29 protein-coding genes are annotated in these 22,037 nt (G+C 67.2%); all 29 read left to right on the forward strand.

Annotated features, from left to right (window positions below; genetic code table 11):
- On the forward strand, positions 1–1,071 hold a 1,071-nt coding region (locus tag IL992_RS31420), incomplete at its 5' end, for a DNA-directed RNA polymerase subunit beta (RefSeq protein ID WP_449843671.1).
- Between the two features lie 19 nt (positions 1,072–1,090).
- Positions 1,091–4,966: a DNA-directed RNA polymerase subunit beta' gene (locus IL992_RS31425; protein ID WP_193206976.1), complete on the forward strand. Its 3,876-nt coding sequence runs from the start codon at positions 1,091–1,093 to the stop codon at positions 4,964–4,966.
- A gap of 585 nt (positions 4,967–5,551) precedes the next feature.
- Positions 5,552–5,926 carry a 30S ribosomal protein S12 gene (rpsL, locus tag IL992_RS31430; protein ID WP_030508316.1) on the forward strand — a complete coding sequence of 125 codons (375 nt, stop codon included), beginning with the start codon at positions 5,552–5,554 and terminating at the stop codon, positions 5,924–5,926.
- A gap of 1 nt (position 5,927) precedes the next feature.
- A complete protein-coding gene (gene rpsG / locus IL992_RS31435; protein ID WP_079319871.1) occupies positions 5,928–6,398 on the forward strand; it encodes a 30S ribosomal protein S7 in 471 nt (156 codons plus the stop codon).
- Between the two features lie 84 nt (positions 6,399–6,482).
- A complete protein-coding gene (gene fusA, locus IL992_RS31440) occupies positions 6,483–8,531 on the forward strand; it encodes an elongation factor G (protein WP_404804801.1) in 2,049 nt (682 codons plus the stop codon).
- Between the two features lie 100 nt (positions 8,532–8,631).
- On the forward strand, positions 8,632–9,825 hold the full coding sequence (gene tuf / locus IL992_RS31445) for an elongation factor Tu (protein WP_079319869.1): 1,194 nt from the start codon (positions 8,632–8,634) through the stop codon (positions 9,823–9,825).
- Positions 9,826–10,069: 244 nt separating this feature from the next.
- Positions 10,070–10,378 (forward strand): 30S ribosomal protein S10, encoded by a 309-nt coding sequence (gene rpsJ / locus IL992_RS31450; protein WP_012887830.1) that lies wholly within the window; start codon positions 10,070–10,072, stop codon positions 10,376–10,378.
- Between the two features lie 13 nt (positions 10,379–10,391).
- Positions 10,392–11,048: a 50S ribosomal protein L3 gene (gene rplC, locus IL992_RS31455; RefSeq protein WP_193206978.1), complete on the forward strand. Its 657-nt coding sequence runs from the start codon at positions 10,392–10,394 to the stop codon at positions 11,046–11,048.
- Positions 11,045–11,695: a 50S ribosomal protein L4 gene (rplD, locus tag IL992_RS31460; RefSeq protein WP_193206979.1), complete on the forward strand. Its 651-nt coding sequence runs from the start codon at positions 11,045–11,047 to the stop codon at positions 11,693–11,695. The genes rplC and rplD overlap by 4 nt, the downstream gene beginning before the upstream one ends.
- Positions 11,695–11,997 (forward strand): 50S ribosomal protein L23, encoded by a 303-nt coding sequence (gene rplW, locus IL992_RS31465; RefSeq protein ID WP_076432505.1) that lies wholly within the window; start codon positions 11,695–11,697, stop codon positions 11,995–11,997. Before rplD ends, rplW begins: the two co-directional genes overlap by 1 nt.
- 129 nt (positions 11,998–12,126) lie before the next feature.
- Positions 12,127–12,963, forward strand: a complete 837-nt coding sequence (gene rplB / locus IL992_RS31470) for a 50S ribosomal protein L2 (protein WP_079319866.1) — start codon at positions 12,127–12,129, stop codon at positions 12,961–12,963.
- Positions 12,964–12,974: 11 nt separating this feature from the next.
- Positions 12,975–13,253, forward strand: coding sequence for a 30S ribosomal protein S19 (gene rpsS, locus IL992_RS31475; RefSeq protein ID WP_079319865.1), 279 nt, complete (start codon positions 12,975–12,977; stop codon positions 13,251–13,253).
- A 33-nt stretch (positions 13,254–13,286) separates the two neighbouring features.
- Positions 13,287–13,640, forward strand: a complete 354-nt coding sequence (rplV, locus tag IL992_RS31480) for a 50S ribosomal protein L22 (protein ID WP_079319864.1) — start codon at positions 13,287–13,289, stop codon at positions 13,638–13,640.
- On the forward strand, positions 13,640–14,485 hold the full coding sequence (rpsC, locus tag IL992_RS31485; RefSeq protein ID WP_079319863.1) for a 30S ribosomal protein S3: 846 nt from the start codon (positions 13,640–13,642) through the stop codon (positions 14,483–14,485). Before rplV ends, rpsC begins: the two co-directional genes overlap by 1 nt.
- Before the next feature lie 2 nt (positions 14,486–14,487).
- Positions 14,488–14,907 carry a 50S ribosomal protein L16 gene (rplP, locus tag IL992_RS31490; RefSeq protein ID WP_030508327.1) on the forward strand — a complete coding sequence of 140 codons (420 nt, stop codon included), beginning with the start codon at positions 14,488–14,490 and terminating at the stop codon, positions 14,905–14,907.
- Positions 14,907–15,143 carry a 50S ribosomal protein L29 gene (gene rpmC / locus IL992_RS31495; RefSeq protein ID WP_079319874.1) on the forward strand — a complete coding sequence of 79 codons (237 nt, stop codon included), beginning with the start codon at positions 14,907–14,909 and terminating at the stop codon, positions 15,141–15,143. The genes rplP and rpmC overlap by 1 nt, the downstream gene beginning before the upstream one ends.
- Entirely contained in the window at positions 15,136–15,423 is a 288-nt protein-coding gene (gene rpsQ / locus IL992_RS31500; RefSeq protein WP_079319862.1) for a 30S ribosomal protein S17, read from the forward strand. The genes rpmC and rpsQ overlap by 8 nt, the downstream gene beginning before the upstream one ends.
- A gap of 188 nt (positions 15,424–15,611) precedes the next feature.
- On the forward strand, positions 15,612–15,980 hold the full coding sequence (gene rplN / locus IL992_RS31505; protein ID WP_030508330.1) for a 50S ribosomal protein L14: 369 nt from the start codon (positions 15,612–15,614) through the stop codon (positions 15,978–15,980).
- A gap of 8 nt (positions 15,981–15,988) precedes the next feature.
- Positions 15,989–16,288, forward strand: a complete 300-nt coding sequence (rplX, locus tag IL992_RS31510) for a 50S ribosomal protein L24 (protein ID WP_208761234.1) — start codon at positions 15,989–15,991, stop codon at positions 16,286–16,288.
- Positions 16,288–16,857 carry a 50S ribosomal protein L5 gene (rplE, locus tag IL992_RS31515; RefSeq protein ID WP_193206980.1) on the forward strand — a complete coding sequence of 190 codons (570 nt, stop codon included), beginning with the start codon at positions 16,288–16,290 and terminating at the stop codon, positions 16,855–16,857. The genes rplX and rplE overlap by 1 nt, the downstream gene beginning before the upstream one ends.
- 2 nt (positions 16,858–16,859) lie before the next feature.
- Entirely contained in the window at positions 16,860–17,045 is a 186-nt protein-coding gene (locus tag IL992_RS31520) for a type Z 30S ribosomal protein S14 (protein WP_030451489.1), read from the forward strand.
- A 112-nt stretch (positions 17,046–17,157) separates the two neighbouring features.
- Positions 17,158–17,556: a 30S ribosomal protein S8 gene (gene rpsH, locus IL992_RS31525; protein WP_030508333.1), complete on the forward strand. Its 399-nt coding sequence runs from the start codon at positions 17,158–17,160 to the stop codon at positions 17,554–17,556.
- Between the two features lie 18 nt (positions 17,557–17,574).
- The gene (gene rplF / locus IL992_RS31530) at positions 17,575–18,117 is read left to right on the forward strand and encodes a 50S ribosomal protein L6 (protein ID WP_079319861.1); all 543 of its coding nucleotides are present in this window, start codon (positions 17,575–17,577) and stop codon (positions 18,115–18,117) included.
- A 2-nt stretch (positions 18,118–18,119) separates the two neighbouring features.
- The gene (gene rplR / locus IL992_RS31535) at positions 18,120–18,503 is read left to right on the forward strand and encodes a 50S ribosomal protein L18 (RefSeq protein ID WP_079319860.1); all 384 of its coding nucleotides are present in this window, start codon (positions 18,120–18,122) and stop codon (positions 18,501–18,503) included.
- A gap of 64 nt (positions 18,504–18,567) precedes the next feature.
- Entirely contained in the window at positions 18,568–19,200 is a 633-nt protein-coding gene (gene rpsE, locus IL992_RS31540) for a 30S ribosomal protein S5 (RefSeq protein ID WP_079319859.1), read from the forward strand.
- A gap of 2 nt (positions 19,201–19,202) precedes the next feature.
- Entirely contained in the window at positions 19,203–19,385 is a 183-nt protein-coding gene (gene rpmD, locus IL992_RS31545; RefSeq protein ID WP_079319858.1) for a 50S ribosomal protein L30, read from the forward strand.
- Positions 19,386–19,387: 2 nt separating this feature from the next.
- Positions 19,388–19,843, forward strand: coding sequence for a 50S ribosomal protein L15 (gene rplO, locus IL992_RS31550; protein ID WP_193206981.1), 456 nt, complete (start codon positions 19,388–19,390; stop codon positions 19,841–19,843).
- A gap of 181 nt (positions 19,844–20,024) precedes the next feature.
- Positions 20,025–21,332, forward strand: a complete 1,308-nt coding sequence (gene secY, locus IL992_RS31555) for a preprotein translocase subunit SecY (protein ID WP_193206982.1) — start codon at positions 20,025–20,027, stop codon at positions 21,330–21,332.
- Complete coding sequence (locus IL992_RS31560; RefSeq protein WP_193206983.1) at positions 21,332–21,985, forward strand: adenylate kinase; 654 nt, start codon at positions 21,332–21,334, stop codon at positions 21,983–21,985. The genes secY and IL992_RS31560 overlap by 1 nt, the downstream gene beginning before the upstream one ends.
- The last annotated feature ends 52 nt before the right edge of the window (positions 21,986–22,037 follow it).

The raw sequence follows: 22,037 nt of genomic DNA on the forward strand, positions 1-22,037 counted from the left end.
GCGATCTTCGGTGAGAAGGCGCGTGAGGTCCGCGACACCTCGCTGAAGGTGCCGCACGGTGAGTCCGGCAAGGTCATCGGCGTGCGGGTGTTCAGCCGTGAGGAGGGCGACGAGCTTCCTCCGGGTGTCAACGAGCTGGTGCGTGTCTACGTGGCGCAGAAGCGCAAGATCACCGATGGTGACAAGCTCGCCGGCCGTCACGGCAACAAGGGCGTCATCTCCAAGATCCTGCCGGTGGAGGACATGCCGTTCCTGGAGGACGGCACGCCGGTCGACATCGTCCTCAACCCGCTGGGCGTGCCCGGCCGGATGAACGTCGGCCAGGTGCTGGAGACACATCTCGGGTGGATCGCCGCCCGCGGATGGGACGTCTCCGGTCTCGAGGAAGCCTGGGCCGAGCGCCTGCGCGAGAAGGACATGGACAGGGTCGAGCCCTGGACCAAGGTCGCCACGCCGGTGTTCGACGGCGCCCACGAGGAGGAGATCGTCGGCCTGCTCAACAACACCCTGCTCAACCGGGACGGCTCCCGCATGGTGGGGGAGAACGGCAAGGCGCGGCTGTTCGACGGCCGCTCCGGCGAGCCGTTCCCGCACCCGATCTCGGTGGGTTACATCTACATCCTGAAGCTGCTGCACCTGGTCGACGACAAGATCCACGCTCGCTCGACCGGCCCGTACTCGATGATCACCCAGCAGCCGCTGGGTGGTAAGGCGCAGTTCGGCGGCCAGCGCTTCGGCGAGATGGAGGTGTGGGCCCTGGAGGCCTACGGCGCGGCGTACGCGCTGCAGGAGCTGCTGACGATCAAGTCCGACGACGTCCTGGGCCGGGTGAAGGTCTACGAGGCCATCGTCAAGGGCGAGAACATCCCCGAGGCGGGCATTCCCGAGTCCTTCAAGGTCCTCATCAAGGAGATGCAGTCGCTCTGTCTGAACGTCGAGGTTCTGTCGAGCGACGGCATGTCGATCGAGATGAGGGACACCGACGAGGACGTCTTCCGCGCGGCGGAGGAGCTCGGCATCGACCTGTCCCGGCGTCCCCACGAGGGCGCGATGACCGTCGACGAGGTCTGATTCAAAAGGGGATTATCTAGTGCTCGACGTCAACTTCTTCGACGAGCTGCGCATCGGCCTCGCGACCGCCGACGACATCAGGCAGTGGTCGCACGGCGAGGTGAAGAAGCCGGAGACCATCAACTACCGGACCCTCAAGCCGGAGAAGGACGGGCTCTTCTGCGAGAAGATCTTCGGTCCGACCCGGGACTGGGAGTGCTACTGCGGCAAGTACAAGCGCGTCCGCTTCAAGGGCATCATCTGTGAGCGCTGTGGCGTCGAGGTCACGCGCGCCAAGGTGCGCCGCGAGCGGATGGGCCACATCGAGCTGGCCGCTCCGGTCACCCACATCTGGTACTTCAAGGGCGTCCCGTCGCGCCTCGGTTACCTGCTCGACCTGGCCCCGAAGGACCTGGAGAAGGTCATCTACTTCGCGGCGTACATGATCACGCATGTCGACACCGAGATGCGTGACCGCGACCTGCCGTCGCTGGAGGCGAAGATCTCCGTCGAGCGGCAGCACATCGAGCAGCGCCGTGACGCCGACATCGAGGCCCGCCAGAAGAAGCTCGAGGCCGACCTGGCCGAGCTGGAGGCCGCCGGCGCCAAGGGCGACGCCCGCCGCAAGGTGCGTGAGGGCGCCGACCGTGAGATGCGCCAGCTCCGCGACCGGGCCCAGCGCGAGCTGGACCGGCTCGAGGAGGTCTGGAGCCGCTTCAAGAACCTCAAGGTCCAGGACCTGGAGGGCGACGAGCTGCTCTACCGCGAGATGCGCGACCGGTTCGGCCGCTACTTCCGCGGCGGCATGGGCGCCCAGGCCATCCAGGAGCGGCTGACCGGCTTCGACCTGGAGGCCGAGGCGGAGAACCTGCGGGAGACCATCCGCAGCGGCAAGGGCCAGAAGAAGGCCCGCGCCCTCAAGCGGCTCAAGGTCGTCGCGGCGTTCCTCAACACCCGCAACTCGCCGAGCGGCATGGTCCTCGACTGCATCCCGGTGATCCCGCCGGACCTGCGGCCGATGGTCCAGCTCGACGGTGGCCGCTTCGCCACCTCGGACCTGAACGACCTGTACCGCCGGGTCATCAACCGGAACAACCGCCTCAAGCGTCTGCTCGACCTCGGCGCGCCCGAGATCATCGTGAACAACGAGAAGCGGATGCTCCAGGAGGCCGTCGACGCCCTGTTCGACAACGGCCGCCGCGGCCGCCCGGTCACGGGCCCCGGCAACCGTCCGTTGAAGTCCCTCAGCGACATGCTGAAGGGTAAGCAGGGTCGTTTCCGGCAGAACCTGCTCGGCAAGCGCGTCGACTACTCCGGCCGTTCGGTCATCGTCGTCGGCCCGCAGCTCAAGCTCCACCAGTGCGGCCTGCCCAAGCAGATGGCGCTGGAGCTGTTCAAGCCGTTCGTGATGAAGCGCCTGGTCGATCTCAACCACGCGCAGAACATCAAGTCCGCCAAGCGGATGGTCGAGCGGTCCAAGCCGGTCGTGTGGGACGTGCTGGAAGAGGTCATCACCGAGCACCCGGTGCTGCTCAACCGCGCGCCCACCCTGCACCGCCTGGGCATCCAGGCCTTCGAGCCGCAGCTCGTCGAGGGCAAGGCCATCCAGATCCACCCGCTCGTCTGCACCGCGTTCAACGCGGACTTCGACGGCGACCAGATGGCGGTGCACCTGCCGCTGTCGGCCGAGGCCCAGGCCGAGGCCCGGATCCTGATGCTGTCCACCAACAACATCCTCAAGCCGGCGGACGGCAAGCCGGTGACGATGCCCACCCAGGACATGGTCATCGGTCTGTACTGGCTGACCACCCAGAAGGAGGCCGGCCTGGGCGAGGGCCGGGTGTTCGCCACGGTGTCGGAGGCCCTCATGGCCTTCGACCGCCACGAGCTGGACATCCAGGCCAAGATCCAGGTGCGGCTCAAGGACGTCCCGCCGCCGCGCGGCTGGGAGGCCCCCGAGGGCTGGGAGTCCGGCGACCCGATCCGGCTGGAGACCACGCTGGGCCGGTGCCTGTTCAACCAGACGCTGCCCGCCAACTACCCCTTTGTGAACTACCAGGTCGGCAAGAAGCAGCTCTCGGCGATCGTCAACGAGCTGGCCGAGCGGTACCCGAAGGTGGAGGTGGCCAACGCGCTCGACTCGCTGAAGGACGCCGGCTTCTACTGGGCGACCCGCGCCGGTGTCACGATCTCCATCGAGGACGTCGTGGCGCCGCCGAACAAGGCCGAGATCATGGAGTCGTACGAGAGGCGGGCCGACAAGGTCCAGCGGGAGTACGACCGCGGTCTGATCACCGACGAGGAGCGCCGTCAGGAGCTCATCGAGATCTGGACCCACGCGACGGCGGACGTCGAGACCGACATGGTCAACGCGTTCCCGGCGACCAACCCGGTCTGGATGATGGTCAACTCGGGCGCCCGCGGTAACCGCATGCAGGTCCGGCAGATCGCCGGCATCCGCGGCCTGGTGTCCAACACCAAGGGTGAGACGATCCCGCGGCCGATCAAGTCCTCCTTCCGCGAGGGCCTGTCGGTGCTGGAGTACTTCATCTCGACCCACGGTCAGCGGAAGGGTCTGGCGGACACCGCTCTGCGGACCGCCGACTCGGGTTACCTGACCCGTCGTCTGGTCGACGTCGCGCAGGACGTCATCGTGCGCGAGATCGACTGCGGCACCGACCGGGCCGTCCCGCTGCACGTCGGCGAGCGCGACTCCCAGGGCAACCTGGTCAAGGCCGAGAACGCCGAGAGCAACGTGCACGGCCGCATCCTGGCCGAGGACGTCGAGGTGGACGGCAAGCTGATCGCCTCGGCGGGCGTCGACATCAACGACGACGTGGTGACGGCGCTGGTCAACGCCGGCATCGAGACGGTCAGGACCCGCAGCACGCTCGTCTGCGAGGCCAAGATCGGTGTCTGCGCGACCTGCTACGGCCGTTCGCTGGCCACCGGCAAGCTCGTGGACGTCGGCGAGGCCGTCGGCATCATCGCGGCCCAGTCGATCGGTGAGCCCGGCACCCAGCTGACCATGCGTACCTTCCACACCGGTGGTGTGGCGGGCGCCGACATCACCCACGGTCTGCCGCGTGTCCAGGAGCTGTTCGAGGCGCGCATCCCCAAGGGTGTCGCCCCGATCAGCGAGGTCGCCGGCCGCGTCCGGATCGACGAGACCGACAAGACGCGCAAGATCGTGATCACTCCGGACGACGGCTCCGACGAGGTCGCCTACCCGGTGTCGATGCGGTCGCGCCTGCTGGTCTCGGAGGGGCAGCACGTGGACGTCGGCCAGCTCCTGGTCGCCGGTGCGCGCAACCCGAACGAGGTCCTGCGCATCCTCGGCCCGCGTGCCGTCCAGCTCCACCTGGTGGACGAGGTGCAGCAGGTCTACCGCTCGCAGGGTGTGTCGATCCACGACAAGCACATCGAGGTCATCGTCCGGCAGATGCTCAAGCGCGTGAACGTGCTGGAGTCCGGCGACACCGAGCTGCTGCCCGGTGAGCTGGTCGAGCGGCCGCGCTTCGAGGCGATGAACCGTCAGACCGTGGCGGAGGGCGGCCAGCCGGCCTCCGGCCGTCCGGTCCTGATGGGCATCACCAAGGCCTCGCTGGCCACCGAGTCCTGGCTGTCGGCGGCGTCCTTCCAGGAGACGACGCGAGTCCTCACCGACGCGGCGATCCACGCCAAGTCGGACTCGCTGCTCGGCCTCAAGGAGAACGTCATCATCGGTAAGCTCATCCCGGCCGGTACGGGCATGCCCCAGTACCGCAACATCCGGGTGGAGCCGACCGAGGAGGCCAAGGCCGCGATGTACACGGTCGGCGGCTACGACGGCTCGGCTGCGGACTACACCTTCGGCTCCGGCAGCGGCGAGGCCGTCCCGCTGGAGGAGTACGACTTCGGTCAGTACGGCCGTTGACAGGTCGCCGCGGTGAGCCGATCGCCGCGGCGGGGACGTACGGAAGCGGCCCGGGGCATCACGCCCCGGGCCGCTTTCCGTTTGGCCGGCTTCCCGGTTTGTCCGGCTGACCGGGCGGCCGGGCCGCGCGACGCAGGGCGGGGGCGGTGCGGAAAGCGTGAGAAGCCTCTCGTGGGGACGGTATGATGGGGGGCCGAGTCCTTCGGCGGTCCGTCCTGGGCCGTCGGCGCAGCGGCACGTCGAGACAGCGGGGCACGTCCCTCCGGGGCGTCCTCCTCTGTTTTGACGTGTTGTACCGGGGCGGGTAGGCTTTACCTTCGTGCCCGTCTGTGGGCTCGCATGCGTGCGCTCAAATGCCGCTTCCCGACGAGGGGGGCGTGTGGGGGCGCCGTGTGACTCCTCCAGATCGACCGGGTCCGCCCGGGTGTGATGCGACAAGAGCGCGACACGCCCGAGCGCGGGGGTCGAAGGGGATGGAAAACCAGCAGGTCATGACACCGGCAGTACCTGCAAGCCTGTGAGAGGCGGCATCGCCACCTCGATCGGGTCCTACGTATCACCGGCTAGGCACGAAACGGAGACGCGGTGCCCACCATTCAGCAGTTGGTCCGAAAGGGCCGGCAGGACAAGGTCAGCAAGACCAAGACTCCTGCCCTCAAGGGGAGCCCGCAGCGGCGCGGCGTTTGCACCCGCGTTTACACGACGACCCCCAAGAAGCCCAACTCGGCGCTGCGCAAGGTGGCCCGTGTTCGGCTCACCAACGGCATCGAGGTCACGGCTTACATCCCCGGGGTGGGCCACAACCTCCAGGAGCACTCGATGGTGCTCGTGCGTGGTGGTCGTGTGAAGGACCTGCCGGGTGTTCGCTACAAGATCATCCGTGGTTCGCTGGACACCCAGGCGGTCCGCAACCGCAAGCAGGCCCGCAGCCGTTACGGCGCTAAGAAGGAGAAGAGCTGACATGCCGCGCAAGGGTTCCCCTGGCCGCCGCCAGCTGGTCGCTGACCCGGTGCACAACTCGCCGCTGGTCACCGCGCTCATCAACAAGGTTCTCCTGGACGGCAAGCGCTCCCTCGCGCAGTCGATCGTCTACGGCGCCCTCGAGGGCTGCAAGGACAAGACCGGCAACGACCCGGTCGTCACGCTCAAGCGCGCTCTCGACAACGTCCGCCCGACGCTCGAGGTGAAGAGCCGCCGCGTCGGTGGCGCCACCTACCAGGTGCCGGTCGAGGTCAAGGCCTCGCGCAGCACCACGCTGGCGCTGCGGTGGATCGTCCAGTACTCCCGGGCGCGCCGCGAGAAGACCATGACCGAGCGGCTCATGAACGAGCTGCTCGACGCGAGCAACGGCCTCGGCGCCAGCGTCAAGCGGCGTGAGGACACGCACAAGATGGCCGAGTCCAACAAGGCCTTCGCCCACTACCGCTGGTAGTGAGCACCGACGACGAGTTAAGGACGCGAAGAAGTGGCCACCACGACCGCTCTTGACCTGGCCAGGGTCCGCAACATCGGGATCATGGCCCATATCGACGCGGGCAAGACCACGACGACTGAGCGCATCCTGTTCTACACCGGCATCAACTACAAGATCGGTGAGGTCCATGAGGGCGCTGCCACCATGGACTGGATGGAGCAGGAGCAGGAGCGCGGCATCACCATCACCTCCGCCGCGACCACCTGTAGCTGGCTTGATCACACGATCAACATCATCGACACGCCCGGACACGTGGACTTCACCATCGAGGTCGAGCGGTCGCTGCGTGTTCTCGACGGCGCGGTCGCGGTGTTCGACGGTGTCGCGGGCGTGGAGCCGCAGTCGGAGACGGTCTGGCGCCAGGCCGACCGCTACGGCGTGCCCCGCATCTGCTTCGTGAACAAGATGGACCGCGTCGGCGCGGAGTTCCACCGCTGTGTCGACATGATGATCAACCGGCTGGGCTCCACCCCGGCGGTCATCCAGCTTCCCTGGGGCGTCGAGGCCGACTTCAAGGGCGTCATCGACCTGGTGAAGATGAAGGGCCTGCTCTGGAGCGCCGAGGCGGCCAAGGGCGAGATGTACGACACCGTCGACATCCCGGCCGACCACGCCGACGCCGCCCGTGAGTGGCGCGACAAGCTCGTCGAGACCGTCGCCGAGAACGACGACGAGCTCATGGAGCTCTTCCTGGAGGGTGTCGAGCCCAGCGAGGAGCAGCTCGTCGCGGCCATCCGCCGGGCGACCATCAGCGGCGCGATCAACCCGGTCCTGTGCGGCACCGCGTTCAAGAACAAGGGCGTGCAGCCCCTGCTCGACGCGATCGTCGCCTACCTCCCGGCTCCCACCGACATCCCGGCCTTCAAGGGCCACGCGGTGGGCAACGAGGAGGAGATCGTCGAGCGCCACGCGGACCCGAACGAGCCCTTCGCCGCCCTGGCGTTCAAGATCATGAGCGACCCGCACCTGGGCAAGCTGACCTACATCCGCGTCTACTCCGGAACGCTCGAGGCCGGCACCACCGTGGTGAACTCGGTCAAGGGCAAGAAGGAGCGGATCGGCAAGATCTACCAGATGCACGCGAACAAGCGCGAGGAGCGCCCGACCGCGACCGCTGGTCAGATCGTGGCCGTCATGGGCCTGAAGGACACCACCACCGGTGACACCCTCTCGGACCCGGTCAAGCAGGTCGTCCTCGAGTCGATGACCTTCCCGGCGCCGGTCATCAACGTGGCCATCGAGCCCAAGACCAAGGGCGACCAGGAGAAGCTGGGCACCGCGATCCAGCGGCTGGCCGAGGAGGACCCGTCCTTCCAGGTCCGTCGTGACGAGGAGACCGGCCAGACGGTCATCTGGGGCATGGGCGAGCTTCACCTGGAGATCCTCGTCGACCGGATGCGCCGCGAGTTCAAGGTCGAGGCGAACGTCGGCCGCCCGCAGGTCGCCTACCGCGAGACCATCCGCCGCAAGGTGGAGAAGGTCGAGTACACGCACAAGAAGCAGACCGGTGGTTCCGGCCAGTTCGCGCGTGTGATCATCGACCTGGAGCCGCTGGGCGAGGGCAACGACGGTTACGAGTTCGAGAACAAGGTCACCGGTGGCCGCATCCCGCGGGAGTACATCCCGTCGGTGGACGCGGGCGCGCAGGAGGCGGCCGAGTTCGGCGTGCTCGCCGGCTACCCGATGGTCGGCGTCAAGGTCACGCTTCAGGACGGCGCCTTCCACGAGGTCGACTCGTCGGAAATGGCCTTCAAGATTGCCGGCTCGATGGCCTTCAAGGAGGCCGCGCGCAAGGCAGACGCCGTACTCCTCGAGCCGATGATGGCCGTCGAGGTCACCACGCCCGAGGACTACATGGGAGACGTCATCGGCGACCTGAACGGTCGTCGCGGACAGATCCAGGCAATGGACGAACGGTCCGGCGCCCGCGTCATCAGGGCGCTCGTTCCGCTTTCCGAGATGTTCGGCTACGTGGGTGACCTGCGCAGCCGTACTCAGGGGCGGGCGAGCTACAGCATGCAGTTCGACTCCTACGCGGAGGTGCCCCCGGGCATCGCCAAGGAGATCGTCGCGAAGGCTCGGGGCGAATAGTTCCGCTCGCGGTACGGCGGAGCGCCCGAGGGCGCCCCGCCGTACCGAGCCTGAGGGTAGAAGACGCAAGTCAAGTCAGAATCTCTAAGGAGACAGACCAGTGGCCAAGGCCAAGTTCGAGCGGAACAAGCCGCACGTGAACATCGGCACCATTGGGCACATCGACCACGGCAAGACCACTCTGACCGCGGCGATCACCAAGGTGCTTCACGACCGTTTCCCGCAGCTCAACGAGGCGACCCCGTTCGACAAGATCGACAAGGCGCCCGAGGAGAAGGCTCGCGGAATCACCATCTCCATCGCGCACGTCGAGTACCAGACCGAGAAGCGCCACTACGCCCACGTGGACTGCCCCGGTCACGCCGACTACGTGAAGAACATGATCACCGGTGCCGCCCAGATGGACGGCGCGATCCTGGTGGTCGCGGCCACCGACGGCCCGATGCCGCAGACGAAGGAGCACGTCCTCCTGGCCCGCCAGGTCGGCGTCCCCTACATCGTCGTGGCCCTCAACAAGGCCGACATGGTCGACGACGAGGAGATCCTGGAGCTCGTCGAGCTCGAGGTCCGCGAGCTGCTGTCCGCCCAGGAGTTCCCGGGCGACGACCTGCCGGTCGTGCGCGTATCGGCGCTCAAGGCGCTCGAGGGCGACGAGAAGTGGGGCGACTCGATCATCGAGCTCATGAACGCCGTGGACGAGAACGTCCCCGAGCCGGTTCGTGACACCGACAAGCCGTTCCTCATGCCGATCGAGGACGTGTTCTCGATCACCGGTCGCGGCACCGTCGTCACCGGTCGTATCGAGCGCGGTGTCGTCAAGGTCAACGAGACCGTCGACATCATCGGCATCAAGGAGAAGAGCACCACGACGACCGTCACCGGCGTCGAGATGTTCCGCAAGCTCCTCGACGAGGGCCAGGCCGGTGACAACGTCGGTCTGCTCCTGCGCGGCATCAAGCGCGAGGAGGTCGAGCGCGGTCAGTGTGTCATCAAGCCGGGCACGACCACCCCGCACACCGAGTTCGAGGCGCAGGTCTACATCCTGTCCAAGGACGAGGGCGGCCGCCACACGCCGTTCTTCAACAACTACCGTCCTCAGTTCTACTTCCGTACGACTGACGTGACGGGCGTGGTGAACCTGCCGGAGGGCACCGAGATGGTCATGCCCGGTGACAACACCGAGATGACCGTCCAGCTCATCCAGCCGGTCGCCATGGAAGAGGGCCTGAAGTTCGCGATCCGCGAGGGTGGCCGCACCGTCGGCGCCGGTCGCGTCACGAAGGTCATCAAGTAGTAGCACCGCTGGGCGGCGGTCGGGTCCACAGGGCCTGACCGCCGCACCGCGCAGGGGCCGGAGACGGTCCCCCACGGACGACGAGACCGTGATCTCGCAGTGCTTTCGGCCGCACTTCGACCGAAGCCACTGCCAGATCACGGAACACCGGACGGGATCCGGGCGTCGGTCATGTGGAAACAGACCTGCGGCAACAGGCCGCGCGATGCTTTATAGGACGACAGCGAAGGACACCGAGGCCATTATGGCGGGACAGAAGATCCGCATCCGGCTTAAGGCGTATGACCACGAGGTCATCGACAGCTCGGCCAAGAAGATCGTCGAGACGGTGACGCGGACCGGCGCCAAGGTCGCTGGCCCGGTGCCGCTGCCGACCGAGAAGAACGTGTACTGCGTCATCCGGTCGCCGCACAAGTACAAGGACAGCCGCGAGCACTTTGAGATGCGTACGCACAAGCGGCTGATTGACATCATCGACCCGACGCCGAAGACGGTCGACTCGCTCATGCGTCTCGACCTTCCCGCCGGCGTGGACATCTCGATCAAGCTCTAAGGAACGCACTGACATGGCTAAGCAGATCAAGGGCGTCCTGGGCAAGAAGCTCGGCATGACCCAGGTCTTCGATGAGGCGAACCGGGTGATCCCGGTCACCGTCGTCGAGGCCGGTCCGTGCGTGGTGACCCGGGTCCGCACTCCGGAGAAGGACGGCTACTCCGCTGTCCAGCTCGGCTACGGGCAGATCGACCCGCGCAAGGTGAACAAGCCCCTGGGCGACTACCTGCGCAAGCACGACATCACCCCGCGCCGCTACTTCGCCGAGGTTCGCACCGAGGACGCCTCCGAGTACACGATCGGCCAGGAGATCCTCGCCGACACCTTCGAGGCCGGCCAGTACGTCGACGTCACGGGCAAGAGCAAGGGCAAGGGCTACGCCGGTGTCATGAAGCGCCACAACTTCCGTGGTCTGGGCGCTTCGCACGGTACCCAGCGCAAGCACCGCTCCCCGGGCTCCATCGGTGGCTGCGCCACCCCGGGCCGCGTTTTCAAGGGCCTGCGCATGGCCGGGCGGATGGGCAACGTCCGCACGACGGTCCAGAGCCTCAAGGTGCACGCCGTGGACGCCGAGAAGGGCCTCATCCTGATCAAGGGTGCGATCCCCGGCGCCAACGGCAGCCTGGTCCTCCTCCGCACCGCTGCCAAGAAGGGGGTTGCTGCGAAGTGACCACGACCATTGACGTCCTCGACGCCAGCGGCGCCAAGACGGGGAGCGTCGACCTTCCCGAGGAGGTCTTCGGGGCCAAGGTCAACGTCCCGCTGATCCACCAGGTGGTCGTCGCCCAGCTCGCCGCTCGCCGGCAGGGCACCCACGCGACCAAGACCCGCGGTGACGTCTCCGGCGGCGGCAAGAAGCCGTACCGGCAGAAGGGCACCGGCCGCGCCCGCCAGGGTTCGACCCGCGCTCCGCAGTTCGCCGGCGGTGGCACCGTCCACGGCCCGCAGCCGCGCTCCTACGAGCAGCGGACGCCCAAGAAGATGAAGGCGGCGGCCCTGAAGGGCGCGCTGTCCGACCGCGCCGGCGGCGGCCGCGTCCACGTGGTGAGCAGCCTGGTCACCGGTGAGACGCCCAAGACCAAGGCCGCCCTCGAGGCCCTGCGCAAGATCACGCAGGCCCGCAGCGTCCTCGTCGTGGTCGACGAGAACGACGAGCTCACCTGGCTCAGCCTGCGCAACGCGCCCGAGGTCCACCTGCTGGACGCGGGACAGCTGAACACCTACGACGTGCTGTGCCACGACGACGTGGTCTTCACCCGTGAGGCCTACGACCAGGTCGTGGCCCGGCTGGCGAACAGCGGGAAGGAAGAGGCCTGATGCAGAAGATCGCCGACCCGCGCGACATCATCCTCAAGCCGATCGTCTCCGAGAAGAGCTACGGCCTGATCGATGAGCACAACAAGTACACGTTCCTGGTGCGCAAGGGTGCCAACAAGACGCAGGTGAAGATCGCCGTCGAGCAGATCTTCGGCGTCAAGGTGACCGGCGTGAACACGATCAACCGCCAGGGCAAGCGCAAGCGGACCCGGCACGGCTACGGCCAGCGCCCGGACACCAAGCGCGCGATCGTGAGCCTGGCCGAGGGCGAGCGGATCGACATCTTCGGTCAGATCGGCTAGCACCTGCCGCAGCGGGGAGAGGGGCCCCTCGCCACCGAGCGAGGGACTCGCCCCATTGAGTAAGCACCGGGGGGACCGCCGAGAGGCGGACCCCGACCGGTACGAACCGACGAAGGATGAACGAAAGAGATGGGCATCCGTAAATACAAGCCGACGACTCCGGGTCGTCGCGGCGCGAGCGTCTCGGACTTCGCCGAGATCACGCGCAGCACTCCGGAGAAGTCGCTGCTTGCCCCCCTGCACAGCAAGGGCGGCCGTAACGTCCACGGCCGGGTGACCGCCCGGCACCAGGGAGGCGGGCACAAGCGCGCCTACCGGATCATCGACTTCCGCCGCCACGACAAGGACGGGATCCCGGCCAAGGTCGCGCACATCGAGTACGACCCCAACCGCACCTCCCGCATCGCGCTGCTGCACTACGCCGACGGCGAGAAGCGCTACATCCTCGCCCCGGTCGGCCTCAAGCAGGGGGACCAGGTCGAGAACGGCCCCACGGCCGACATCAAGCCGGGCAACTGCCTGCCGCTGCGCAACATCCCGACCGGTACCTTCATCCACGCGGTGGAGCTGCGTCCCGGTGGCGGCGCCAAGCTCGGCCGTAGCGCCGGCGCGCAGATCCAGCTGCTCGCCAAGGAGGGCATGTACGCCACGCTGCGTATGCCGTCCGGAGAAATGCGTCAGGTCGACGTGCGCTGCCGGGCCTCTGTGGGTCAGGTGGGCAACGCCGAGCAGGCCAACATCAGCATCGGCAAGGCCGGCCGCAACCGCTGGAAGGGCAAGCGCCCCACGGTCCGCGGTGTCGCCATGAACCCGGTCGACCACCCGCACGGCGGTGGTGAGGGCAAGACCTCCGGTGGTCGCCACCCGGTGAACCCGAAGGGCAAGCCCGAGGGCCGCACCCGGCAGCCGAACAAGCCCAGCGACCGGCTGATCATCCGTCGTCGGAGCAAGAGGAAGAAGCGGTAGGAGCAGCCGAAATGCCACGTAGTCTTAAGAAGGGTCCCTTCGTGGACGATCACCTTCAGAAGAAGGTGGACGCCCAGAACGAGAAGGGCACCAAGAACGTCATCAAGACGTGGTCGCGGCGCTCCATGATCGTGCCCGACATGATCGGCCACACGATCGCCGTGCACGACGGCCGCAAGCACGTCCCGGTGTTCATCACCGAGTCGATGATCGGTCACAAGCTCGGTGAGTTCGCCCCCACGCGGACGTTCCGCAGCCACGTCAAGGAAGACCGCCGCAGCCGGCGGTAAGCGCCTTCAAGCCAGCAGTTAGAGGAGAAAGCGATGGAAGCCAGGGCACAGGCGCGGTACGCGCGCCACACGCCCCGGAAGGCCCGCCGCGTGGTGGACCTCATTCGCGGGCTGCCCGCTTCGGAGGCGCAGGCCGTGCTGCAGTTCGCTCCCCAGGCGGCGAGCGAGACCGTTTACAAGGTGCTCTCGAGCGCGATCGCGAACGCTGAGCACAACTTCAAGCTCGACCGGGACACGCTCTTCGTGAGCCGGGCGTGGGTCGACGAGGGCCCGACGCTCAAGCGCTTCCGCCCGCGTGCCCAGGGTCGTGCCTATCGGATCAACAAGCGGACCAGCCACATCACTGTGATCGTGGAGTCCCGCGAGCCGAAGGGAAGGACCCGCTAGTGGGCCAGAAGGTTAACCCGCACGGGTTCCGCCTCGGCATCACGACCGACTTCAAGAGCCGGTGGTACGCCGACAAGCTGTACAAGTCGTACGTCGCCGAGGACGTGGCGATCCGTCGCATGCTGCAGAAGGGCATGGAGCGGGCCGGCATCTCCAAGGTCGAGATCGAGCGCACGACCGACCGCGTCCAGGTCGACATCCACACCGCCCGGCCGGGCATCGTCATCGGCCGCCGCGGCGCCGAGGCCGACCGCATCCGCGGCGACCTGGAGAAGCTGACCAAGAAGCAGGTCCAGCTGAACATCCTCGAGGTGAAGAACCCCGAGATCGACGCGCAGCTCGTCGCGCAGGGCGTGGCCGAGCAGCTGTCCAGCCGCGTCTCGTTCCGCCGGGCCATGCGCAAGGCCATGCAGTCCGCCATGAAGAGCGGGGCCAAGGGCATCCGTGTCCAGTGCTCCGGCCGTCTGGGCGGCGCCGAGATGTCGCGCTCGGAGTTCTACCGCGAGGGCCGCGTGCCCCTGCACACGCTCCGCGCCGACGTGGACTTCGGCTTCTACGAGGCCCGCACCACCTTCGGCCGCATCGGTGTGAAGGTGTGGATCTACAAGGGCGAGGCCCCGACCAGCCGTTCCGAGCGGGAGGCGGCCGCGGCCGGCGCCCGCGCGGGCCAGCGCCGTGAGCGTGACGACCGTCGCGGTGGCGCGGGCGAGCGTCCGCGTCGTGGCGGCGACCGTCCCCGTCGTGGCGGCGCGGGCCGTAACGACCGTGCACCCAGGACTGAGGCGGCCGCGCAGGCCGCCCCCGAGACCGGCCCGGCGGAGCAGCCGGGTGCTGAAGGGAGCTGACCATGCTGATCCCGCGCAGGGTCAAGCACCGCAAGCAGCACCGGCCCGACCGCAGCGGCGCCGCCAAGGGCGGCACCCGGGTCGTCTTCGGCGAGTTCGGCATTCAGGCGCTTGAGCACTCCTACGTGACCAACCGCCAGATCGAGGCCGCGCGTATCGCCATGACCCGGCACATCCGCCGTGGCGGCAAGGTGTGGATCAACATCTTCCCGGACCGCCCCCTGACGAAGAAGCCGGCCGAGACCCGTATGGGTTCCGGTAAGGGTTCTCCGGAGTGGTGGATCGCCAATGTCAAGCCCGGCCGTGTCATGTTCGAGCTGTCCGGTGTCGCCGAGCCCGTGGCCCGCGAGGCCATGCGGCGCGCGATGCACAAGCTCCCCATGAAGTGCCGTTTCGTCAAGCGTGAAGTGGGTGAGGCGTGATGGCTAAGGGTCTGACCGCCGCGGAGCTGCGTGTCGAGGACCAGGAGGTGCTGGTCCAGAAGCTGAAGGAAGCCAAGGAGGAGCTGTTCAACCTCCGCTTCCAGGCGGCGACGGGTCAGCTGGAGAGCCACGGGCGGCTGCGCGCCGTCCGCCGCGAGATCGCCCGCATCTACACCGTGATGCGCGAGCGCGAGCTCGGAATCGTCACGGTCGAGAAGGAGCCGAGCGATGTCTGAAGCAACCGAGACCCCGACCACCGAGACGCAGCGGAACTACCGCAAGACCCGTGAGGGCCTGGTCGTCAGCGACAAGATGGACAAGACCGTCGTCGTCGCCGTCGAGGACCGCGTCAAGCACCCGCTGTACGGCAAGGTCATCCGCCGTACGACGAAGTACAAGGCCCACGACGAGCAGAACGCCTGCGGCGTCGGCGACCGTGTCCTCCTGATGGAGACCCGGCCGCTCTCGGCCACCAAGCGGTGGCGGGTCGTCGAGATCCTCGAGAAGGCCAAGTAACACCACAGACGCGCCTCGTGGGGGGTGGGAGACCGCCCCCCATGATGGCGTCCAAGGGGCGGGGCCGGGCATCGGTCCCGTCCGCCCGCGGCGGCGGTCGTACGGCTGTCGCCGAGGGAAAAAGACCACATCAGGTTCGGCCAGGCTCACCACGAGGGTGAGAACCGGCACGACACACAGGAGTAGACGTGATCCAGCAGGAGTCGCGGCTCAAGGTCGCCGACAACACGGGTGCCAAGGAGATTCTTTGCATCCGCGTGCTCGGTGGCTCGGGTCGGCGCTACGCGGGAATCGGCGACATCATCGTGGGCACGGTGAAGGACGCCATTCCCGGCGGAGGCGTTAAGAAAGGCGACGTTGTCAAGGCTGTCGTGGTGCGCACCGTGAAGGAGCGCCGCCGCCCCGACGGCTCCTACATCCGCTTCGACGAGAACGCCGCGGTCATCATCAAGGACAGCGGCGACCCCCGGGGCACCCGCATCTTCGGCCCGGTGGGCCGTGAACTGCGCGACAAGAAGTTCATGCGCATCATCTCGCTCGCGCCGGAGGTGCTGTGATGCCGAAGCTGCACGTGAAGAAGGGTGACCTCGTCCAGGTCATCGCCGGCAAGGACAAGGGCGCCAAGGGCCGGATCATCGCCGCCTACCCGCGTGACGAGCGCGTGGTGGTCGAGGGCGTCAACATGATCAAGAAGCACTCCAAGGTCACCAACCAGGGCCCGCGCGGCGCCAAGGAAGGCGGCGTGCAGACCATGGAGGCTCCCATCCACGTGAGCAACGTCAAGAAGCTCAAGGATGACGAGAAGAAGCCCGAGAAGAAGGCCGCCGAGAAGGGCGACGCCGAGGCGACGGGTGAGGACAGCTGATGACCGCCACCACTGAAGAGCGCACCGTTCCGCGCCTCAAGCAGCGCTACCGCGAGGAGATCATCGCGAAGCTGCGCGAGGAGTTCGGCATCGAGAACATCATGCAGGTACCCACGATCACCAAGATCAAGGTGAACATGGGTGTCGGCGAGGCCGCCCGCGACTCGAAGCTCATCGAGGGCGCCGTGCGCGACCTGACCGCCATCACCGGCCAGAAGCCGGCCGTCGCCCGCGCCCGCAAGTCCATCGCGCAGTTCAAGCTGCGTGAGGGCATGCCGATCGGCGCGCACGTGACGCTGCGCGGCGACCGCATGTGGGAGTTCCTCGACCGCCTGCTGTCCCTGGCGCTGCCGCGTATCCGGGACTTCCGCGGCCTGTCGCCGAAGCAGTTCGACGGCAACGGCAACTACACCTTCGGCCTCACCGAGCAGGTCATGTTCCACGAGGTCGACCAGGACAGGGTGGACCGGCAGCGGGGCATGGACATCACGGTCGTGACCACCGCGAAGAACGACGAGCAGGGCCGGGCGCTGCTGAAGCTCCTCGGATTCCCCTTCAAGGAGGCCTGATCATGGCGAAGACGTCGCTGAAGGTCAAGGCAGCGCGCAAGCAGAAGTTCGAGGTCCGGGCGTACACTCGGTGCTCCCGCTGCGGCCGTCCCCGCGCTGTCTACCGCAAGTTCGGGCTGTGCCGCGTGTGCTTCCGCGAGATGGCGCACCGGGGCGAGCTGCCCGGCATCACCAAGTCGAGCTGGTAAGCCCTCCGCGGGCCAGCTGTACAGAAGTCATATCAACCGGGCGCTGACCGCAGCGCCCACGACCACACCGAAGGTCCCATCGGGGAAACCGCGGTGAGGAAGGCCACCGGCCATGACGATGACCGACCCGATCGCAGACATGCTGACGCGTCTGCGTAACGCGAACTCGGCCTATCACGACACCGTGAGCATGCCTTACTCCAAGATCAAGGCGCACATCGCGGAAATCCTCCAGCAGGAGGGCTACATCCAGGGCTGGAGCGTCGAGGACGCGAAGGTTGGCAAGAACCTCGTGATGGAGCTGAAGTTCGGCCCCAGCCGCGAGCGCGCCATCGCAGGCCTGCGCCGGGTGTCGAAGCCCGGTCTGCGGGTCTATGCAAAGAAGGACAACCTGCCCCGCGTTCTGGGCGGTCTTGGCGTCGCGATCATCTCGACGTCCGGCGGCCTCATGACGGACCGGCAGGCGAGCAAGCGTGGAGTGGGCGGGGAAGTCCTCGCCTACGTCTGGTAACGAGGGGAGGCACTCAGCATGTCGCGAATCGGACGGCTGCCCATCCCCGTACCGGCGGGTGTCGACATCACGATCGACGGCCGGGAAGTCCAGGTCAAGGGGCCCAAGGGCACGCTCACTCACACGGTCGCCGAGCCCATCGAGGTCTCGCGTGGCGAGGACGGCACCATCGCCGTCACCCGCCCGAACGACGAGAACAAGGTCCGTGCGCTGCACGGTCTGTCCCGCACGCTCATCGCCAACATGGTGGCGGGTGTCACGCAGGGCTACACGAAGACGCTCGAGATCGTCGGCGTCGGTTACCGCGTCCAGGCCAAGGGCCCGACGGAGCTGGAGTTCTCGCTGGGCTTCAGCCACCCGGTGATCGTCAAGGCCCCCGAGGGCGTCAGCTTCCGCGTCGAGAAGCCGACCCTGTTCCACGTGGACGGCATCGACAAGCAGAGGGTCGGCGAGGTCGCCGCCAACATCAGGAAGCTGCGCAAGCCGGACCCGTACAAGGGCAAGGGCGTGCGCTACCAGGGCGAGGTTGTCCGCCGCAAGGTCGGAAAGGCTGGTAAGTAGGCATGGCTGGAAAGACTGCGTTCGGCAAGCACACGGCCGCCCGCACGGTCTCCCGGGCTCGCCGGCACCGCCGTGTCCGCAAGAACGTCTTCGGCACGGCCGAGCGTCCGCGCCTGGTCGTCAACCGGTCCACGCGTCACCTGTTCGTGCAGATCGTCGACGACACTCAGGGCCACACGCTGGTGAGCGCGTCCACCATGGACGTCTCGCTGCGCGGCGCCGAGGGTGACAAGACCGAGAAGGCGAAGAAGGTCGGCGAGCTTCTCGCTCAGCGGGCCAAGACCGCCGGGATCACCGCTGTCGTGTTCGACCGCGGTGGCAACCGCTACGCGGGGCGCATCGCCGCTCTCGCGGACAGCGCCCGTGAAGGCGGGCTGGAGTTCTGATGACTCCGGTCCGGGGGTCGCGACTGACGACCCGTCCCAAGAGCAACGAGAAGAGGAACCACTGATGGCTGCAGCTCCGCGTCGCGGTGCCGGCGGCGGTGGCGAGCGGCGTGACCGTCGTGAGGACCGCCGCGGTGGCGCCGCAGACAAGGGCGTCTCGTACATCGAGCGCGTCGTAAAGATCAACCGAGTGGCCAAGGTCGTCCAGGGTGGTCGGCGCTTCAGCTTCACCGCGCTGGTCATCGTCGGCGACGGCAACGGTCTCGTCGGGGTCGGCTACGGCAAGGCCAAGGAGGTGCCCGCGGCGATCGCCAAGGGTGTCGAGGAGGCCAAGAAGCACTTCTTCAAGGTTCCGCGCATCCAGGGCACCATCCCGCACCCGGTGCAGGGCGAGGACGCCGCCGGCGTCGTCCTCCTGCGTCCGGCCTCGCCCGGTACGGGTGTCATCGCGGGTGGCCCGGTTCGCGCGGTCCTGGAGTGCGCCGGGATCCACGACGTGCTGTCCAAGTCGCTCGGCTCGGACAACCCGATCAACATCGTGCACGCCACCGTGGCCGCTCTGAAGGGTCTCAGCCGGCCCGAGGAGATCGCCGCCCGTCGTGGCCTGCCGATCGAGGACGTCGCGCCCAAGGCGATGCTGAAGGCTCGCGCCGAGGGCCTGGCCGAGGCCGCGGCGGCCGCGAAGGCGGTGAGCTAGCGATGGCTCGCCTGAAGATCACCCAGACCCGGTCCAAGATCGGTGGTCAGCAGAACCAGCGTGACTCGCTGCGCTCGCTGGGTCTGAAGCGAATCGGCGACGTCGTCGTCAAGGAGGACCGCCCGGAGATCCGGGGCATGGTCGCCAAGGTGTCGCACCTCGTCGAGGTTGAGGAGGTCGACTAGTCATGACCGAGAACGCTCCGCTCAAGATCCACGACCTCCGTCCGGCCCCCGGCTCCAACAAGGCCAAGACCCGCAAGGGCCGTGGCGAGGGCTCCAAGGGCAAGACGGCCGGCCGTGGCACCAAGGGCACCAGGGCCCGTACGGCCGTGATGCCGGGCTTCGAAGGCGGCCAGGTCCCGCTCCAGCGGCGGCTGCCGAAGCTGAAGGGCTTCTCCAACGCCCTGTTCAAGACGACCTACCAGGTCGTCAACCTGGACAGGCTCGGGGAGCTGTTCCCCCAGGGCGGCGAGGTCACGCTCGACGACCTGGTGACCAAGGGTGCGGTCCGCAAGAACCAGCCCGTGAAGGTGCTGGGCACCGGCGAGATCTCCGTGGCGTTGAACGTGCAGGCGCACGCCTTCTCCGCCAGTGCGAAGGAGAAGATCGCCGCGGCCGGTGGCTCGGTTTCCGAGCTGTAGGCATGACGCTCCACGAGGCGCGGAGGTTCGTTATGAGCCTCCGCGCCCGTAGTGCGTTAGAGTTCGCCTGGCACGGGGCTCCACCCGTGTCCGACCAAGCACTCTGGCAGGAAGACATGTCGATGGACGCCATGCGGGCCATCGCCGACCGTTACCGCGTCACTGGCGCGCAGGAGGGACCGTGCTGACCGCGATTACCCGGGCGTTCCGGACGCCTGACCTGCGCAAGAAGCTGCTCTTCACACTGGGCATCATCGTGCTGTTCCGGCTTGGCTCGGTGCTTCCCACTCCGGGGGTCAACGCCAAGAACGTGGCCCTGTGTCTGGAGCAGGCCCAGGCGGGAGACGCTGCCAACATCTACGGGATGGTGCAGCTCTTCAGCGGCGGCGCCCTGTTGAAACTTTCAGTGTTCGCGCTCGGCATCATGCCGTACATCACCGCGAGCATCATCCTGCAGCTGCTGACGGTGGTGATCCCCCGGCTGGAGGCCCTCAAGAAGGAGGGCCAGGCGGGCACGGCGAAGATCACGCAGTACACCCGTTACCTGACCATCGGGCTGGCGGTGCTGCAGTCGACCGCGTTCGTCGCGCTGGCCCGCACCGGGCAGCTCTTCCAGAACTGCAACCAGGAGATCCTGCTCAGCCAGGACGTCTTCCCGCTGATCACCATGGTCGTCACGATGACCGCAGGCACCGCCGTGATCATGTGGCTGGGCGAGCTGGTGACCGACCGCGGCGTCGGCAACGGCATGTCGATCCTGATCTTCACTCAGGTCATCGCGGTGTTCCCGTCGGAGCTCGTGAACATCTTCCGGCAGAGCCCGTTCAAGTTCGTCGTCGTGATGGTCGTCGGCGTCGTGATGATCGGCGTCGTCGTGTTCATCGAGCAGGCGCAGCGCCGCATCCCGGTGCAGTACGCCAAGCGGATGGTCGGCCGCCGGATGTACGGCGGCACCTCGACCTACATCCCCCTCAAGGTGAACCAGGCCGGCATCATCCCGGTCATCTTCGCCTCGTCTCTGCTGTACCTGCCGCAGCTTCTGGTGACGCTGTTCGGCAACAGCCAGAAGCCCAACGCGGTGATCGAGTGGCTGGCGCAGAACATGATCAGGGGCGACCACCCCATCTACATGGCCACGTTCTTCCTGCTGATCGTCTTCTTCACCTACTTCTACGTGTCCATCACTTTCAACCCCCCTGAAGTGGCTGACAACATGAAGAAGTACGGTGGGTTCATCCCGGGCATCCGCCCGGGCCGGCCGACCGCTGAGTACCTGAGCTACGTGCTCAACAGGCTCACGGCCGCGGGCGCTCCGTATCTGGGTGTGATCTCGCTCATCCCGATCATCGCGCTGGCGGTGGCCGGAGCGAGCCAGAACTTCCCGTTCGGAGGGACCAGCATTCTGATCATGGTTGGTGTTGGTCTGGACACGGTCAAGCAGATCGAGAGCCAGCTTCAGCAGCGCAACTACGAGGGCTTCCTGAGATAGTGCGCCTCGTCCTGGTTGGGCCCCCCGGAGCGGGTAAGGGGACGCAGGCCCAGTTCATCGCTTCGCACCTGTCGATCCCGAAAATCTCGACAGGTGACATCTTCCGTGCCAACGTCTCCGGCGGCACGGAGCTCGGCAAGCTCGCCAAGGAATACATGGACCGCGGCGACCTCGTTCCCGACGAGGTGACCGTGGCCATGGTCCGCGACCGGCTGTCGGAGGACGACGCGCAGGAGGGCTTCCTCCTGGACGGTTTTCCCCGCAACGTGCCCCAGGCCGAGGTCCTCAAGAAGATGCTGGCCGAGTTCGGCACGGCGCTCGACGTGGTCCTCAACCTGGTCGTCGAGGACGACGAGGTCGTACGCCGCCTGGCGGGCCGCCGCACGTGCCGTTCGTGCGGCAAGGTGTGGCATGTCGTGTTCGACCCGCCCGCTGTGGAGGGCGTCTGCGACGCCTGCGGCGGGGAGCTCTTCCAGCGGGACGACGATCGTGAGGAGACCATCAGGCGCCGCCTGGAGGTCTATCAGGAGCAGACGGCGCCGCTGATCTCGTTCTACGCCGATGAGGGAATCCTGCAGGGGGTCGACGCGACCGGGCCGGTCGAGGAGATCACCCAGCGGGCGATGTCGGCGCTGCGGCGGTTCGCCGACTGATTCATTACCGCAGCCGGGAACGCCACTCCACTCCATGGGGTGGCGTTCAGGC

This window comes from Microbispora sitophila, assembly GCF_014892245.1.
GTDB lineage: Bacteria > Actinomycetota > Actinomycetes > Streptosporangiales > Streptosporangiaceae > Microbispora > Microbispora siamensis.